At 68.5% G+C, this 15,375-nt stretch carries 16 protein-coding genes and 2 pseudogenes; 15 read left to right on the top strand and 3 right to left on the bottom strand.

All coding sequences use genetic code 11. The annotated features are described in order from the left end of the window. The 5 genes and pseudogenes from ASJ79_RS31965 to ASJ79_RS04440 form a co-directional block, all read left to right on the top strand. A pseudogene (locus ASJ79_RS31965) lies at positions 1–136 on the top strand (hypothetical protein); the annotation flags it as partial. Continuing rightward, positions 134–895 (top strand): ABC transporter permease, encoded by a 762-nt coding sequence (locus ASJ79_RS04455; RefSeq protein WP_067953537.1) that lies wholly within the window; start codon positions 134–136, stop codon positions 893–895. The pseudogene ASJ79_RS31965 and the gene ASJ79_RS04455, both read left to right, overlap by 3 nt. Positions 896–901: 6 nt before the next feature. Further along, positions 902–1,939 (top strand): glycine betaine ABC transporter substrate-binding protein, encoded by a 1,038-nt coding sequence (locus ASJ79_RS04450; protein ID WP_067953536.1) that lies wholly within the window; start codon positions 902–904, stop codon positions 1,937–1,939. Beyond that, positions 1,923–2,702 (top strand): ABC transporter ATP-binding protein, encoded by a 780-nt coding sequence (locus ASJ79_RS04445; RefSeq protein WP_067953535.1) that lies wholly within the window; start codon positions 1,923–1,925, stop codon positions 2,700–2,702. Before ASJ79_RS04450 ends, ASJ79_RS04445 begins: the two co-directional genes overlap by 17 nt. A gap of 91 nt (positions 2,703–2,793) precedes the next feature. Then, positions 2,794–3,180: a hypothetical protein gene (locus ASJ79_RS04440; protein WP_082753660.1), complete on the top strand. Its 387-nt coding sequence runs from the start codon at positions 2,794–2,796 to the stop codon at positions 3,178–3,180. On the opposite strand, the pseudogene ASJ79_RS31960 reads toward ASJ79_RS04440, so the two are convergent. Continuing rightward, a pseudogene (locus tag ASJ79_RS31960) lies at positions 3,165–3,275 on the bottom strand (CAP domain-containing protein); the annotation flags it as partial. The gene ASJ79_RS04440 and the pseudogene ASJ79_RS31960 overlap by 16 nt on opposite strands. A 150-nt stretch (positions 3,276–3,425) precedes the next feature. Between ASJ79_RS31960 and ASJ79_RS04435 the strand changes: the two are divergent. Further along, positions 3,426–4,100, top strand: a complete 675-nt coding sequence (locus ASJ79_RS04435) for a TetR/AcrR family transcriptional regulator (RefSeq protein ID WP_067953533.1) — start codon at positions 3,426–3,428, stop codon at positions 4,098–4,100. On the opposite strand, the gene ASJ79_RS04430 is transcribed toward ASJ79_RS04435, so the two are convergent. Further along, positions 4,041–5,132: a M42 family metallopeptidase gene (locus ASJ79_RS04430; RefSeq protein ID WP_067953532.1), complete on the bottom strand. Its 1,092-nt coding sequence runs from the start codon at positions 5,130–5,132 to the stop codon at positions 4,041–4,043. The two genes, ASJ79_RS04435 and ASJ79_RS04430, sit on opposite strands and share 60 nt — an antisense overlap. Before the next feature lie 53 nt (positions 5,133–5,185). Here ASJ79_RS04430 and ASJ79_RS04425 point away from each other — a divergent pair, with 53 nt between their 5' ends. Genes ASJ79_RS04425 through ASJ79_RS04415 form a run of 3 tightly spaced genes read left to right on the top strand, consistent with a single transcriptional unit; the run spans position 5,186 to position 7,227 of the window. Next, entirely contained in the window at positions 5,186–5,926 is a 741-nt protein-coding gene (locus tag ASJ79_RS04425) for a DUF72 domain-containing protein (protein WP_067953531.1), read from the top strand. Positions 5,927–5,928: 2 nt separating this feature from the next. Beyond that, positions 5,929–6,756, top strand: a complete 828-nt coding sequence (locus tag ASJ79_RS04420; RefSeq protein ID WP_067953530.1) for a mechanosensitive ion channel family protein — start codon at positions 5,929–5,931, stop codon at positions 6,754–6,756. Between the two features lie 30 nt (positions 6,757–6,786). Continuing rightward, entirely contained in the window at positions 6,787–7,227 is a 441-nt protein-coding gene (locus tag ASJ79_RS04415; protein WP_067953529.1) for an SRPBCC family protein, read from the top strand. A gap of 137 nt (positions 7,228–7,364) precedes the next feature. Here ASJ79_RS04415 and ASJ79_RS04410 read toward each other — a convergent pair whose 3' ends face one another. Then, the gene (locus tag ASJ79_RS04410) at positions 7,365–8,054 is read right to left on the bottom strand and encodes a GntR family transcriptional regulator (RefSeq protein ID WP_067953528.1); all 690 of its coding nucleotides are present in this window, start codon (positions 8,052–8,054) and stop codon (positions 7,365–7,367) included. 134 nt (positions 8,055–8,188) lie between these two features. Here ASJ79_RS04410 and fadD5 point away from each other — a divergent pair, with 134 nt between their 5' ends. The 6 genes from fadD5 to ASJ79_RS04380 all read left to right on the top strand — a co-directional run. Beyond that, the gene (gene fadD5 / locus ASJ79_RS04405; protein ID WP_082753659.1) at positions 8,189–9,853 is read left to right on the top strand and encodes a fatty-acid--CoA ligase FadD5; all 1,665 of its coding nucleotides are present in this window, start codon (positions 8,189–8,191) and stop codon (positions 9,851–9,853) included. Between the two features lie 213 nt (positions 9,854–10,066). Beyond that, entirely contained in the window at positions 10,067–10,864 is a 798-nt protein-coding gene (locus tag ASJ79_RS04400) for an ABC transporter permease (protein ID WP_067953527.1), read from the top strand. A 1-nt stretch (position 10,865) separates the two neighbouring features. After that, positions 10,866–11,738, top strand: coding sequence for an ABC transporter permease (locus ASJ79_RS04395; RefSeq protein WP_067953526.1), 873 nt, complete (start codon positions 10,866–10,868; stop codon positions 11,736–11,738). A 5-nt stretch (positions 11,739–11,743) separates the two neighbouring features. Beyond that, the gene (locus tag ASJ79_RS04390) at positions 11,744–12,961 is read left to right on the top strand and encodes an MCE family protein (protein WP_067953525.1); all 1,218 of its coding nucleotides are present in this window, start codon (positions 11,744–11,746) and stop codon (positions 12,959–12,961) included. Continuing rightward, positions 12,958–13,989 (top strand): virulence factor Mce family protein, encoded by a 1,032-nt coding sequence (locus ASJ79_RS04385; RefSeq protein WP_067953524.1) that lies wholly within the window; start codon positions 12,958–12,960, stop codon positions 13,987–13,989. The genes ASJ79_RS04390 and ASJ79_RS04385 overlap by 4 nt, the downstream gene beginning before the upstream one ends. Continuing rightward, a partial coding sequence (locus ASJ79_RS04380) for an MCE family protein (RefSeq protein WP_067953523.1) occupies positions 13,986–15,375 on the top strand: 1,390 nt, incomplete at its 3' end. The genes ASJ79_RS04385 and ASJ79_RS04380, both read left to right, overlap by 4 nt.

The raw sequence follows: 15,375 nt of genomic DNA, 5'->3' as shown, positions 1-15,375 counted from the left end.
GGCGGCATGCAGCTGCTGGCCACGATGGACAGCACCATCGCCATCGTCGCACTGCCGAAGATCCAGGACGAACTCAGCCTGTCCGACGCCGGCAGCAGCTGGGTCATCACCGCCTATGTGCTGACGTTCGGCGCTGCCGTTGCTGTCGGTGGCCGTGTTCGGAGTGCTGTGGCAGGTCGCCGCGTCCAGCGGTGTCTGGAACCAGACCTTCGTGCCGTATCCGGCGACGGTGTGGCATGCGTTCGTCGACGTGTCGACCACCCACGACGGGGTGCGCGGTTACGCGGGCTACCTGTTGTGGGAGCACCTGTACATGACGCTTCGGCGGGTGCTGGCCGGCGTCGTGATCGGTGTGGTGCTCGGGGTGCTGCTCGGCCTGGTGATGGGCTCGGTCGGCTGGGTGCGCAGCGTGCTGGAGCCGTGGCTGACGTTCCTGCGCGCGCTGCCGCCGCTGGCCTACTTCTTCCTGTTGGTGATCTGGCTGGGCATCGACGAGGCGCCGAAGGTCACGCTGCTCGCACTGGCGGCGCTGCCGCCGGCGGCCGTCGCGACCACCGCCGCCGTCGTCGCCACACCGGTCGGATTGCGGGAAGCCGCGCAGGCGCTGGGCGCGTCCCGACGCCAGGTCATCCGCGACGTCGTCGTCCCCTCGGCGCTACCCGAGACGTTCACCGGCATCCGGCTCGCCGTCGGCATGGCGTACTCGTCGGTGGTGGCGGCCGAACTGTTCAACGGCATCCCCGGTGTCGGCGGATTGGTCAAGGACGCAAGCAATTACAACAACACCCCGGTCGTGCTGGTCGGGATCTTCGCGATCGGGTTCTCCGGTCTGGTGATCGACGGTCTGCTGCGCGCCGCCGAGAGGCGCGCTGTTCCCTGGAGAGGAAAGGTCTAGCAGGATATGAGAACCAAAGCCCTTCTCGTCGCTGTCGTCGCGGCCGTGACGGCGCTGGCGGGCTGCGCGGTAGACAACGCAGGGCAGCGCGGTGACGACTCCGGCAAGCCGACGATCCGGATCGGCTACCAGACGTTCCCGAGCGGCGATCTGATCGTCAAGAACAGCGGGCGGCTCGAGGAAGCGTTGCCCGACTACAACATCAAGTGGACCAAGTTCGATTCGGGCGCCGACGTCAACACCGCGTTCGTCGCGGGGGAACTCGACTTCGGCGCGCTCGGTTCCAGTCCGGTCGCACGCGGCCTGTCGGCGCCGCTGAACATTCCGTACAAGGTCGCTTTCGTGCTCGACGTCGCCGGTGACAACGAGGCTCTGGTGGTGCGCAACGAGGCCGGCGTGGACAGCATCGCGCAGCTGAGGGGCAAGCGGATCGGGACACCGTTCGCGTCGACCGCGCACTACAGCCTGCTCGCCGCGCTGGACCAGAACGGCCTGTCCGCCGACGATGTTCAGCTCGTCGACCTGCAGCCGCAGGCCATCCTCGCCGCATGGGAGCGCGGTGACATCGACGCCGCCTACACCTGGCTGCCGACGCTGGACGAACTGCGCAGGACCGGCAGGGACCTGATCACCAGCCGCCAGCTCGCCGAGGCCGGTAAACCGACGCTCGACCTGGCGACCGTCTCCGACGAATTCGCTTCGGCCCACCCCGATGTCGTCGATGTCTGGCGCCGGCAGCAGGCGCGTGCTCTCGACGTCATCCGCGAGGATCCCGAGGCGGCCGCCAAGGCCGTCGCCGCCGAGATCGGGCTGTCCCCGGAGGACGTGGCCGGTCAGCTCAAGCAGATGGTGTTCCTCACCCCTGCGGACATCGCCTCGACGGAATGGCTTGGCTCCGAGGGCAATCCGGGAAACCTCGCGGTGAATCTGGAAAGCGCTTCGCAGTTCCTGGCCGATCAGAAGCAGATCCCGGAGGCAGCGCCGTTGACGCCGTTCCAGGACTCGATCTACACCAAGGGCCTGCCGGATGCCCTCGATCAGTGACGGTGCGGTCCGGATCGATTCGGTCTCACACCGTTACGGCGCCGGACGGCATGAGGTCACCGCGCTGGGCCCGGTCGACCTGACCGTCGAGCCGGGATCGTTCCTGGTGCTCGTCGGGGCGTCCGGATGCGGGAAGTCCACGCTGCTGCGGCTGCTGGCGGGGTTCGAGGAACCCACCCAGGGGTCGGTGCGGGTGGCCGGTGCCCGGCCCGCGCCCGGGGTGACGGCCGGCGTGGTGTTCCAGCAACCCCGCCTGTTCCCGTGGCGCACCGTCGGCGGCAACGTCGACATGGCGCTGAAGTACGCAAAGGTGCCGCGGGACAGACGGATCGAGCGCCGTGAGGAACTCCTCGACCGGGTCGGGCTGGGCGGCACCGCCGAGCGGCGGATCTGGGAGATCAGCGGCGGTCAACAGCAGCGGGTGGCGATCGCGCGGGCGCTCGCGTCGGAAACTCCGCTGTTCCTGCTCGACGAGCCGTTCGCCGCGCTGGACGCGCTGACGCGCGAACGGCTGCAGGAAGACCTGCGGCAGGTCAGCGCCGAATCAGGGCGCACCACGGTGTTCGTCACGCACAGTGCCGACGAGGCCGCGTTCCTCGGCTCGCGCATCGTCGTGCTGACCCGCAGGCCGGGGCGGGTGGCGCTCGACATCCCGGTGGACCTGCCCCGGAGCGGGGTGGATCCCGACGGGTTGCGGCGGTCCCCGGAGTACGGGGCGCTGCGGGCAGAGGTCGGCCGCGCGGTCAAGTCGGCCGCGGCCTAGCCGTCCGCCCCACATCTCGAAACGGCACCGATCAGGCATCGACATCGAATTGGCCGTGCGTCGGATGCGTTGTCCCCCGCAGGATGTCGATGTGAGCAGGGTGGTCGAACGCGGGCTCGCCAGATGTCCGCGATGTGTCGCGGTGGCGGATTACGTCTTCATCGAGTCGGAGCGCAACGTCGTGCGCTATGAGGTGCGATGCCGCAAGTGCGGGGAGTGCTACGGCGAGGAGAGCCGCCCGGGCGCACCGCTGCAGGGCGCCGCCGAGGAGCCGCTGATCCAGTGGCCGCCGGACTGTGAGCCGGTGCCGCCGCGGGACTGGCGTGACGATGTGCGCGCGAAACTCTCCGTCGCGACGCAGCGCGGCAGGGCCGAGATGGATGTGGTGAACAGGCGCGCACACCACCTGCTGGAGTACGGCCGCACGTGGATGAACGAACGCCGTTCGCAGCGGAAGGTGGATCAGACCGGCGGATAAGCCGGGGGCGGATACACCCCGCGCAGGATCCACGCGAACCAGTTCATGCCGTACTCGAGCTCGTCGCTCGCGTCGTAATCCGGATTCGGGTCCACCGTGCCACCTCTCCGTCATCGGCCACACCACGTCGGCCCGGTTTGGACGAGTCTAGACCCGCCACACCCGTCTGAACACCGCCTCGGCCTAGACTGCACCAACCAGTTAGTGGACCGCCGCGGCGGTCTCCGTGCCTATAGTGAGTCGCCATGTCTGAATCCGTCACGAGCAACGGGATGTCCCGCCGCGAGGAGTTGTTGGCGGTGGCGACCAAGCTGTTCGCCGCGCGCGGCTACCACGGCACCCGGATGGACGACGTCGCCGACGCCGTCGGCCTGAACAAAGCGACGGTCTACCACTACTACGCCAGCAAGTCGCTGATTCTCTACGACATCTACAAGGGCGCCGCCGACTTCACGGTGGACGCGCTGCACGACGATCCGACCGCGTCGGCGCGGGAGACGATCTACCACTTCACCCGCCGCCTGCTGGTGGGCATCGCCAGCGACATCGAGCGCGCCGCGGTGTACTTCCAGGAGGGGCCCTACATCACCGAGTGGTTCACCGAGGAGCAGGTGGACTACATCCGGGAGAAGGAGGCCCAGGTCTACGAGCACGTCCGCGACGTGATCGACCGCGGCATCGCCAGCGGCGAGTTCTACGACTGCGACTCCCACGTGCTCGCGCTGGGCTACATCGGCATGACCCTCGGGTCCTACCGGTGGCTGCGCCCGCACGGGCGCCGGACGGCGCAGGAGATCGCGGTGGAGTTCAGCAGCGCACTGCTGCGCGGGCTGATCCGCGACGAGACCGTGCGCCGGAGTTCACCGCTGGGCGTGGACGTCGACGCCGTGGAGGCCGGGGTCCCCGAGGAACCGCGCTAACAGGGTCGCGGTCGCGGGTATCGCGTCGCCGGCGATGACCTCGTAGCCGTGGGTGCTCAACGTCGGCAGACACACCAGTCCTGCCTGCGCGGACAGCCCGCCCGCCTTGGCGTGCGACGCATCCGATTCGAACGCGCCCAACACCGCGGGTTGCGGTGCGAGGCCGAGCTCCTCCGCGGCGCCGACGAGCCGGTCCGCCACCGCCTTGTCGTAGACGCACTCGGCGTCGCTGTAGGCCACGATGGGCCCGCCGTCGAGCGTGGTGCCGTACTCCGGTTCGGCCGGCCCGACCTCGATGGCCAGCGTCAGGTCACCGGGCAGCGTGCGACTGGCGTAGGAGCCGCCGAGCCCGCCGAGCTCCTCGTTGGTGGTGAACACGACATAGACGTCACCGGCCGGCGCGCGGCCGGCGCGCAGCTCCCGGACAGCGCACAGCAGCGCGGTGACGGCCGCGCGGTCGTCGAGGAAGTAACAGCCGAGGTGGCCGGCGATGTCGATGAGCGTGCGTTTGCTCTGGTGCACGCAGACGCGGGTGCCGGGGCTGACCCCGGCCTCGCGCAGCTGCGTGCGGTGCAGACCGGTGAAGACGTACACGTCGGGCCAGTCGAGCGCCTTGTCGCCCTGGTCGGGTTTGGTCTGCCAGATCCGCGGCGTCTCCTGCGTGGTGTGCTCGGAGCCGAGCGCGAGCACGCCGCACAGGGTCTCGTGCTCGCCCAGCAGGGCGACCGGGCCGAGACCGAAGTTCGCCGGATACATCGTCCCCAGCGGGGTGAGGTGCAGCGTCCCGTCCTCGTCGATGCGTTTCACCAGCATCGACAGTTCGTCCATGTGGGCCATCGCCCGCACCGGCGGCCCGTCGCCGCCGCGGATCACGCCGACGAGGTTCCCGGCCGGATCCACCCAGGAATCGTCGACCAGCGGCGCCAGCTCCCGGCGACAGACGTCGCGCACCGCGTCTTCCTGCCCGCACGGGCCGTACGTCGCGAGCAGTTCCTGCAGCAGATCCCGGAACGCCTGACCTCTTCCGCTCATGACTGTCCCCGTTGCCACGTACCAGGCGCCCCAAACGCGGGTACTCCGCGCCGGTGACGGTTCGCATCGGCACGTCAGGGTGGGCGTACAACCACTGGCGCAATGTGCTCTACGAATCCGGGCTGCCGACGACGCGGTGGCTGGAGCGTTACGTCGCCCACTTCGACACCGTCGAACTCAACGGCAGCTTCTACCGGTGGCCGCAGGACGCGCAGTTCGAGCGGTGGCGGGATCAGCTGCCGCCCGGCTTCGTGATGGCGGTCAAGGCCGCGCGGGGGCTGACGCACGCCCGCCGGCTGCGCTCGCCCGAGGTGTGGATCGAACGGCTGGAACGCGGCTGGCGGGCGCTCGGTGACCGCGGCGGTCCGCTGCTGGTGCAACTGCACCCCGCGCTCGAGCGCGACGACGCCCGGCTGGATCACTTCCTCGGCGCGATGCCCGATCCGATCCCGGTCGCGGTCGAATTCCGGCACGCGTCGTGGGATGACGCCGCGGTGTACGAACTGCTGGAGAAGCACGGCGCCGCCTATGTCGTGATGAGCGGGGCCGGGTTGCCGTGCATCCTGAAAGCGACGGCGCGGTTCGTCTACGTGCGGCTGCACGGCCCCGACCCGCAGGCCATGTACGGCGGCTCCTACACCGCCGGCGACCTGAGAGGGTGGGCCGGGCGGATCGCCGAGTGGGAGGCCCAGGGGCGCGACGTATACGTGTATTTCAACAACGACCTCGGCGGCCACGCGGTCCGCAACGCGTGGGACCTGAAAGCCGAGCTGAGTCGCCGATCGGAGGGCTGAGCATGTGGACCGGCGTGTGGCACTGGTTGCTGACCACGGGCCTGCACATCGCGATGGTCGTCATCTTCGCCCTGCTCGCGACGCGGGCCATCAGGTGGACCGCCGACCGGATCAGCCGGCGCATCGCCGAGCGCGACGTGCGGGGCACGACCGTGCGCTCCGAGAGCGTCAAACACCGGCAGGCGGTCGCCGCGGTCATCTCGTCGGTCGCGATCGCGGTGCTCTACATCCTCGTCGCGCTCGACACCGTCAACCAGCTCGGGCTGCCCGTCGGGTCGCTCGTCGCCCCGGCCGCCGTCCTCGGCGCCGCGCTCGGTTTCGGTGCGCAGCGGCTCGTCCAGGATCTGCTCAGCGGCTTCTTCGTGATCACCGAGAAGCAGTACGGCTTCGGCGATCTGGTGGAACTGACGGTCAGCGGCGGCGGTACGGCGACGGGCACCGTCGAGGCCGTCACGCTGCGGGTGACGAAGCTGCGCACCAGTGAGGGCGAGGTGTACACGGTGCCCAACGGGATGATCGTCAGGGCGCTGAACCTGTCGAAGGACTGGGCCAGCGCGGTCGTCGACGTCCCGGTGCCGGCCAGCGTCGACATCAACCGGGTCAACGACGTCCTGCGTTCGGTGGCCGCGGCGGCGATGGAGGACGACAAGCTGCCCCAGCTGCTGCTCGACGAGCCGCAGTTGATGGGTGTGGAGCGCATCGAGGTCGACACGGTCAGCGTGCGGATGGTGGCGCGCACGCTGCCCGGCAAGCAGTTCGAGGTGGGCCGGCGGCTGCGGGAGCTCGTCGTCGCCGCGCTGCGCCGGGAGGGCATCGCGACGGCGGCGTGACCGGCCGGGCGGACTCGCTATGCTCTGCCGATGCCGTTGGTGAGTAAGACAGTCGAGGTCGCGGCCGCGGCCGAGACGATCATGGCGATCGTCGCCGACTTCGAGAGATATCCGGAGTGGAACGAGGAGATCAAAGGCTGCTGGGTGCTCGCCCGCTACGACGACGGGCGACCGAGCCAGCTGCGCCTCGACGTGGTGGTGCAGGGCCAGTCCGGCACGTTCATCACCGCGGTGTACTACCCGGGCGTGAACCAGATCTACACGATGCTGCAGCAGGGTGACCACTTCACCAAGCAGGAGCAGCGGTTCTCGGTGGTGGCCATGGGCCCGGCGATGTCGCTGCTGACCGTCGACCTCGACGTCGAGGTGAAGATGGCGATCCCCGCCGCGATGGTCAAGAAGGTGGTCGGGGACGCGCTGGACTACCTGGCCGACAACCTCAAGGCGCGCGCCGAACAACTCGGGTCGTAGCAGCCGACCGGGTGACCTCAGCTGTCTCAGCTATCCACAGTTGTCAGGGGCTCACTCGCACTTCCTCTGAGATTTGCGGGTAGGTGTGACGGCTGTGGCGTAGTGGCCGAACAACTCGGGTCGTAGCCCGCGCCGGGTCAGCTCCAGAGCCCGACCTGCTCCAGCCACGCGATCAACCGTGCCAGCCCGTCGGTGAACTGGCCCCGGGTCAGGTCGACGACGGTGTCCACGTCGCGCCGGCGCAACGCGTCGATCAGCTCCGCATGGCTGGCCACCGCGACCGGCCCCCACGTCTCGTCGGCCGCGAACAGCTGCGGCGGCAGATAACGGGTGGCGTGCAGCAGGAACCACGCCAGCTTGATCCGGCCGCCGGCGCGGTTGAACGCCCGGTGGAACGTGAACTCGGCGAGCGCCACCTGGTCCGGGTCGCGTAGCTCGACCGCGGCAGCCAGTCGGTCGTTGAGCCGGGCCAGTTCGTCGATCTGCTCGTCGGTGATCCGCAGCGCGGCGGTGGCGGCCAGTTCCTGGGCGATCGTCGACTGCAGCCAGAAGATGTCCTCGATGTCGCCGCGCGACAGCGGCACCACCCGGTGTCCACGATGGGGCTCCAACTCGACCATGCCCTCGCCGCGCAGCGTGCGCAGTGCCTCCCGCACCGGGGTGATGCTGACGCCGAGGCGCGCGGCGGTCTCGTCGAGCCGGATGAACGAATCCGGCCGCAGCGCGCCGGTCATGATCTCGGCCCGCAATCGGGCGGCGACCTCGTCGGAGAGCTGTTCCCGCCGCACCGTGCCCGTCGGCGCCCCGGCAGCGGCGTTCGTCGACATCTCTGCCTTTCCGGCCGGTCGGGCGGGGCGCCGGAACGGGTTGTCCTGGCGCTGCCGAGGTCATAGTGTGACCGGGGCAACATCATGTTTGATCAAATATCAGCCTCGCGCAACCCGTCGATGGAGCAAAGACGTTGACCGATCTGATTCAACAACCCGGCCCCGCCAACGAGCAGCCTTACCTGGCGCGCCGGCAGAACTGGACCAATCAGCTCGCCCGGCATGCGCTGATGCAACCGGCGGAGCCCGCGCTCCGCTTCCTCGGCAAGACGACGACCTGGGCCGAGTTGGACCGTCGGGTCAGCGCGCTGGCCGGCGCGCTGCACCAGCGCGGTGTCGGTTTCGGCGACCGTGTGTTGATCCTGATGCTCAACCGCACCGAGTTCATGGAAGCGGTGCTGGCCACCAACAAGCTCGGTGCGATCGCGGTGCCGGTGAACTTCCGGATGACCCCGGCCGAGATCGCGTTCCTGGTCTCCGACTGCGAGGCCGCGGTCGTCATCACCGAAGCGGTCCTGGTCGACGTCGCCACCGCGGTGCGTGACATCGATCCGAGGCTTGCGACCGTGATCTCCGCCGGCGGCGGCGCCGGGGACGGAGTCCTCGACTACGACGAGGTGCTGGCCGAGGACGCGCCGTGCCCGGCGGTCGACATCCCCAACGAAGCGCCCGCGCTGATCATGTACACCTCGGGCACCACCGGACGGCCCAAGGGGGCGGTGCTGACGCACACCAACCTGAACGGGCAGGCGATGACGCTGTTGTTCACCAACGGCGCGGACATCAACCACGACGTCGGCTTCATCGGGGTGCCGTTCTTCCACATCGCCGGTGTCGGCAGCATCGTCTCCGGCCTGCTGCTCGGCCGGCCCACGGTGATCTACCCGCTGGGCGCGTTCGACCCCAACGAACTGCTCGACGTGCTCCAGGCCGAGAAGGTGACCGGCATCTTCCTGGTCCCGGCGCAATGGCAGGCGGTGTGCGCGGCGCAGCAGGCCAACCCCCGCGAGCTGAAGCTGCGCTTCCTGTCCTGGGGTGCCGCCCCCGCCTCGGACACGTTGTTGAGGCAGATGTCGGAGACCTTCCCCGGGGCGCAGATCCTCGCGGCGTTCGGGCAGACCGAGATGTCGCCGGTGACCTGCATGCTGCTGGGCGACGACGCGCTGCGCAAACTCGGCTCGGTCGGCCGGGTGATCCCCACGGTGTCCGCGCGCGTCGTCGACGAGGACATGAACGACGTGCCCGTCGGACAGGTCGGGGAGATCGTCTACCGCGCACCGACGCTGATGGCCGGCTACTGGAACAACCCCAAGGCCACCGCCGAAGCGTTCGCAGGAGGCTGGTTCCACTCCGGTGACCTGGTCCGACAGGACGAGGAGGGCTACATCTGGGTCGTCGACCGTAAGAAGGACATGATCATCTCCGGCGGCGAGAACATCTACTGTGCGGAGGTCGAGAACGTGCTGGCCGCGCACCCCGACATCGTCGAGGTCGCGGTGATCGGGCGCGCGCACGAGAAGTGGGGCGAGGTGCCCGTTGCTGTGGCGGTGGTCCGGAGTTCGCTGGGAGCAACGCCGGATGCGGGCATGCAACTGGCGGATCTGGAGCAGTTCCTCAACGAGCGGCTGGCGCGGTACAAGCATCCCAAGGCGCTCGAGATCGTCGACGCGCTGCCGCGCAATCCCGCCGGGAAGGTGCTCAAGACGGAGCTGAGGACGCGCTTCGGCGCGGCCCAGCCGGTTGACGCCGACGAAAGTTCCACTCCGACAACGGTTTCAGCCGCGTCCCGGCGCGGTTAACGGCGGGGAAATCTATTTGCCGACGGTTGGGAGGCCAATCGCACGGATGCGGTACGCGCGGCCCACGCCATCGGGTACAGTCCTGAGACCTGTCTTACTACCGACCGGTAGGGAGACTGCGCTCACAAGATCGGGGACCAGGCTGGAAGGGAGCGTGCGACAGATGCTGCCGGTGCGCTACGCCAGCTGCCAGTGCGTCGCGGGAGCCGATCGGTGACGACGAATTCGAACCTGACCGGCTATGTCCGGGAACAGGTCAGGCCGGGCCTGGAAGCCGTCGGCGGCTTCGTGCGCATGTGCGTGCTCGTCGGCAAGGCGTCACTGCGGCCACCGTTCCAGTGGCGGGAGTTCATCCTGCAGAGCTGGTTCCTGATGCGGGTGGCGTTCCTGCCCACGCTCGCGGTGTCGATCCCGCTGACGGTGCTGCTGATCTTCACGCTGAACATCCTGCTCGCCGAGTTCGGTGCGGCCGACGTGTCCGGTGCCGGCGCGGCGATCGGCGCCGTCACGCAGCTCGGCCCCTTGGTGACCGTGCTCGTGGTGGCCGGCGCGGGCTCCACCGCGATCTGCGCCGACCTCGGCGCGCGCACCATCCGCGAGGAGATCGACGCCCTCGAAGTGCTCGGCATCGACCCGATCCACCGGCTCGTGGTGCCGCGCGTGATCGCGTCCACCTTCGTGGCGATCCTGCTCAACGGCGCGGTGATCACCGTCGGCCTGGTCGGTGGCTTCATCTTCGGCGTCTACCTGCAGAACGTCTCCGCGGGCGCCTACGTGTCGACGCTGACGCTGATCACCGGCCTGCCCGAGGTGCTCATCTCGATCATCAAGGCGGCCACGTTCGGCCTGATCGCCGGGCTGGTGGGCTGCTACCGCGGCCTGACCGTCGCCGGTGGCGCCAAGGGTGTGGGCACCGCGGTCAACGAGACCCTGGTGCTGTGCGTGATCGCGCTGTTCGCGGTCAATGTCGTGCTGACCACGATCGGCGTCCGATTCGGAACGGGGAGCTGACGTGACGAACACCGCCGCAGTGCTGCGCTCCCGGTTCCCGCGCGGAGTCGCGGCCGCCGAGAGGTGGGCCGGCGCCCCGGCCCGCGGGCTGGACGCGATGGGCCACGTCGCGGTGTTCGTCATCACCGCGATCGGTTCGATCGGGCACGCGCTGCGCTACTACCGCCGGGAGATGCTGCGGCTGATCGCCGAGATCGGCATGGGCACCGGCGCGATGGCCGTCATTGGCGGCACCGTCGCGATCGTCGGTTTCGTGACGCTGTCGGGGTCGTCGCTGGTGGCCATCCAGGGTTTCGCGTCGCTGGGCAACATCGGCGTCGAGGCGTTCACCGGGTTCTTCGCCGCGCTGATCAACGTGCGCATCGCCGCGCCGGTGGTCGCCGGGCAGGCGCTGGCCGCCACGGTCGGCGCCGGCGCCACCGCCGAACTCGGCGCTATGCGCATCAGCGAGGAGATCGACGCCCTCGAGGTGATGGGGATCAAGTCGATCTCGTACCTGGTGTCGACGCGCATCATGGCCGGCTTCGTGGTGATCATCCCGCTCTACGCGATGGCGATCATCATGAGCTTCCTGTCGGCGCAGGTGACAACCACGGTGTTCTACGGCCAGTCCGTCGGCACCTACGAGCACTACTTCCGCACCTTCCTGCGCCCCGACGACGTGTTCTGGTCGTTCATCCAGGCGGTGATCATCTCGGTGATCGTGATGCTCAACCACTGCTACTACGGCTTCTACGCCAGCGGCGGACCGGTCGGTGTCGGCGAGGCGGTGGGCCGGTCGATGCGTGCCTCGCTCGTCGCGATCGTGTGCGTGGTCCTGTTCGCCTCGTTGGCGCTCTACGGCGTCGACCCGAACTTCAACCTGACGGTGTAGCAGCCATGACCGCACCCATGAACACCCGACGTCAGCCGCCGTACAAGATCGCCGGCGCGGTCCTGGCGCTGCTGACGGTCATCGCGCTCGTCCTGGTCTACATGCAGTTCCGCGGCGACTTCCTGCCGCGCACGCAACTGACGATGATCTCCGCGCGATCGGGCCTGTCGATGGACCCGGGAGCCAAGGTCACCTACAACGGCGTCGAGATCGGACGCGTCGGCAACGTCGAGGAGACCACCGTCGACGGGGAGCCCCGGGCCCGGATCACCCTCGACGTCGACCCCAAGTACCTGGACCTGATCCCCCGCAACGTCAACGCCGACATCAGCGCCACCACGGTGTTCGGCAACAAGTACGTGTCGTTCACGACGCCGGAGAACCCGCAGTCCGCACGCATCGCGGCCTCCGACGTCATCGACGTCACCGCGGTCACCACCGAGTTCAACACCCTGTTCGAGACGGTGGTGTCGGTCGCCTCCCAGGTCGACCCGATCAAGCTGAACCAGACGCTGACCGCGACCGCGCAGGCGCTCGACGGCCTCGGTGACCGGTTCGGCCAGTCGATCGTCAACGGCAACGAGATCCTCGCCGAGATCAATCCGCAGATGCCGCAGATCCGCCGCGACAACCAGCTGCTCGCCGACCTCGGCGAGGTCTACGCGGACGCCGCACCGGACCTGTTCGACGGCCTGCAGAACGCGGTGACGACCGCCCGCACCCTCAACGCGCAGCGCGGCGACGTCGACCAGGCGCTGATGGCCGCCGTCGGCTTCGGCAACACCGGCGGCGACGTGTTCGAACGCGGCGGGCCCTACCTGGTGCGCAGCGCCGAGGACCTCATTCCGACCACGGCGCTGCTCGACGAGTACAGCCCGTCGTTCTTCTGCATGTTCCGCAACTACCACGACGTCGAACCCAAGATCAGCGCGGCGCTGGGCGGCAACGGCTACTCGCTGAAGACGCACTCGCAGATCCTCGGCCTCGGCGCGGGCAACGCGTACGTCTATCCGGACAATCTGCCCCGCGTCAACGCCAAGGGCGGACCGGGCGGGCGGCCGGGCTGCTGGCAGCCGATCACCCGGGATCTGTGGCCGGCACCGTTCCTGGTGCTCGACACCGGCGCGTCGATCGCCCCGTACAACCACATGGAGCTCGGACAACCTCTGCTCACTGAATACGTCTGGGGACGCCAAGTCGGGGAGCACACGATCAACCCATGAAAATCACCGGTACTGCGATCAAGCTCGGCGCCTTCTCGCTGGTGCTGCTCATGTTCACCGCGATCATCGTCGTGGTCTTCGGTCAGATGCGGTTCGACCGCACCACCGGGTATTCGGCGATCTTCTCCAGCGCCAGCGGTCTGCGGCCCGGACAGTTCGTCCGGGCCTCGGGCGTCGAGGTCGGCAAGGTCAAGGGCGTCGAGCTGATCGAGAACGGCTCCAAGGTCAAGGTCGACTTCAGCGTGGACCGCTCGTTGGAGCTGTTCGACGAGACCACCGCCTCGATCCGCTACCTGAACCTGATCGGTGACCGCTACCTGGAACTGTCCCGCGGCGAGAGCAACACCCGCATGGGCGCGGGCGGCACCATCCCGATCGAGCGGACGCAGCCGGCGCTGGACCTCGACGCGCTGATCGGCGGGTTCCGCCCGGTGTTCCAGTCCCTGGAGCCGGAGAAGGTCAACACCATCGCGCAGTCGATCATCACTGTCTTCCAAGGGCAGGGCGGCACCATCAACGACATCCTCGACCAGACGGCGTCGCTGACCGCGGCGCTGGCCGACCGGGATCAGGCCATCGGCGAGGTGATCAACAACCTCAACACGGTGCTGGACACGACGGTGCGCCACCAACAGGAGTTCGACGACACCGTGAAGAACTTCGAGGTGCTCATCACCGGGCTGAAGAACCGCGCCGATCCGCTCGCGGCCTCGGTGGCCGACATCAGCGACGCCGCGGGCACGATCGGCGATCTGCTGGCCGACAACCGGCCGCTGCTCAAGGACACGGTCAGCAAGGTGGAGATCCTCAACCAGCCGCTGGTCGACCAGCGCGATCAGCTCAACGACCTGCTGGTGCAGATTCCCGACGCGCTGGCCATCATCGGCCGGTCGGGCGGGGTCTACGGCGACTTCTTCAACTTCTATGCCTGTGATGTGACGTTGAAGCTCAACGGATTACAGCCGGGTGGCCCGGTCCGCACGGTCAAGGTCTGGAGCCAGCCCTCAGGTAGGTGCACGCCGCAATGAGAGTCCTGGAGGGTTCCAACCGCGTCCGCGGCGGGTTGATGGGCATCATCATCCTGGTCATCGTCATCGGGGTGGGCCAGAGCTTCGCCAGCGTGCCGATGCTGTTCGCCGCGCCGGCCTACTATGCGGAGTTCAGCGACACCGGCGGCATCAACACCGGGGACAAGGTCAGGATCGCCGGCGTGGACGTCGGCACGGTGCGGTCCCTGGAGATCGACGGCGACCGGGTGCGGATCGGCTACACGCTGGGCGGCACCGAGATCGGCACCGAGAGCCGGGCCTCGATCCGCACCGACACCATCCTGGGCCGGCGCAACCTCGAGATCGAACCGCGCGGCTCGGATCCGTTGCGCGCCAACGGGGTGCTGCCACTCGGGCAGACCACCACGCCGTACCAGATCTACGACGCGTTCTTCGACGTCAGCAACAACACCGCCGGCTGGGACACCGAGACCGTCCGCGACTCGCTCAACGTGCTGTCCGAGACCATCGACCAGACCTACCCGCACCTCAGCGCGGCCCTCGACGGGGTGGCCCGGTTCTCCGACACCATCGGCAAGCGCGACGACCAGATCAAGCAGCTGCTGGCCAACGCCAACAAGGTGGCCGGTGTGCTGGGCAACCGCAGCGAGCAGATCAATCAGCTGTTCGTCAACGGGCAGACCCTGCTCGCCGCGGTCAACGAGCGCAACTACGCGGTGAGCCAGCTGCTGGAACGCGTCGACACGTTCTCCACGCAGGTCCGGGGCTTCATCGACGACAACCCGAACCTGAACCGCGTGCTCGAGCAGCTGCGGGTGATCAGCGACGTGCTGGCCGAGCGCAAGCTCGACCTGGCCGACACCCTGTCGTCGCTGTCGAAGTTCATGGTGTCGCTCGGTGAGGCGCTGGCGTCCGGCCCCTACTTCAAGGTGATGCTGGTCAACCTGGCGCCCTACTGGATCCTGCAGCCGTTCGTGGACGCGGCGTTCAAGAAGCGCGGCATCGATCCGCAGGAGTTCTGGCGCAACGCCGGCCTGCCGGCCTTCCGGTTCCCCGACCCGAACGGCGTCGGCTTCGAGAACGGCGCCCCGCCGCCGGCCCCGACCCCGATCGAAGGCACCCCGGAGAACCCGGGACCCGCCGTCCCGCCCGGCTCGCCGTGCTCCTACACCCCGCCGGCCGACGGGCTGCCGACACCGGGCAACCCGCTGCCGTGCGCGAGTCTGACCCAGGGCCCCTACGGGCCGGTGCCCGGTGGGTATCCGCCGCCGAACGTCGCCACGGTGATCCACCCTAGGCTCAGAGCCCGCCCCGGGCATTCTTCAGCCGTTCGACCAGGTCGGCGGAGCCGTCGAGGTTCACCCGCGCCTCGTCCCGGCCGGCGGCGAACATCAGCAACTCGCC

The sequence above is a fragment of the Mycobacterium sp. NAZ190054 genome (assembly GCF_001545925.1).
In the GTDB taxonomy this organism is placed as follows: domain Bacteria; phylum Actinomycetota; class Actinomycetes; order Mycobacteriales; family Mycobacteriaceae; genus Mycobacterium.
The sequence above is the reverse complement of the archived record's forward strand: the minus strand, read 5'-3'. Positions and strand labels throughout refer to the sequence as shown.

Coding starts and splice junctions, on each gene's coding strand:
- ASJ79_RS04450 (WP_067953536.1), top strand. CDS start 902: ATGAGAACCAAAGCCCTTCTCGTCGCTGTCGTCGCGGCCGTGACGGCG.
- ASJ79_RS04445 (WP_067953535.1), top strand. CDS start 1,923: ATGCCCTCGATCAGTGACGGTGCGGTCCGGATCGATTCGGTCTCACAC.
- ASJ79_RS04435 (WP_067953533.1), top strand. CDS start 3,426: ATGTCTGAATCCGTCACGAGCAACGGGATGTCCCGCCGCGAGGAGTTG.
- ASJ79_RS04430 (WP_067953532.1), bottom strand. CDS start 5,132: ATGAGCGGAAGAGGTCAGGCGTTCCGGGATCTGCTGCAGGAACTGCTC.
- ASJ79_RS04420 (WP_067953530.1), top strand. CDS start 5,929: ATGTGGACCGGCGTGTGGCACTGGTTGCTGACCACGGGCCTGCACATC.
- ASJ79_RS04415 (WP_067953529.1), top strand. CDS start 6,787: ATGCCGTTGGTGAGTAAGACAGTCGAGGTCGCGGCCGCGGCCGAGACG.
- ASJ79_RS04410 (WP_067953528.1), bottom strand. CDS start 8,054: ATGTCGACGAACGCCGCTGCCGGGGCGCCGACGGGCACGGTGCGGCGG.
- ASJ79_RS04390 (WP_067953525.1), top strand. CDS start 11,744: ATGACCGCACCCATGAACACCCGACGTCAGCCGCCGTACAAGATCGCC.
- ASJ79_RS04385 (WP_067953524.1), top strand. CDS start 12,958: ATGAAAATCACCGGTACTGCGATCAAGCTCGGCGCCTTCTCGCTGGTG.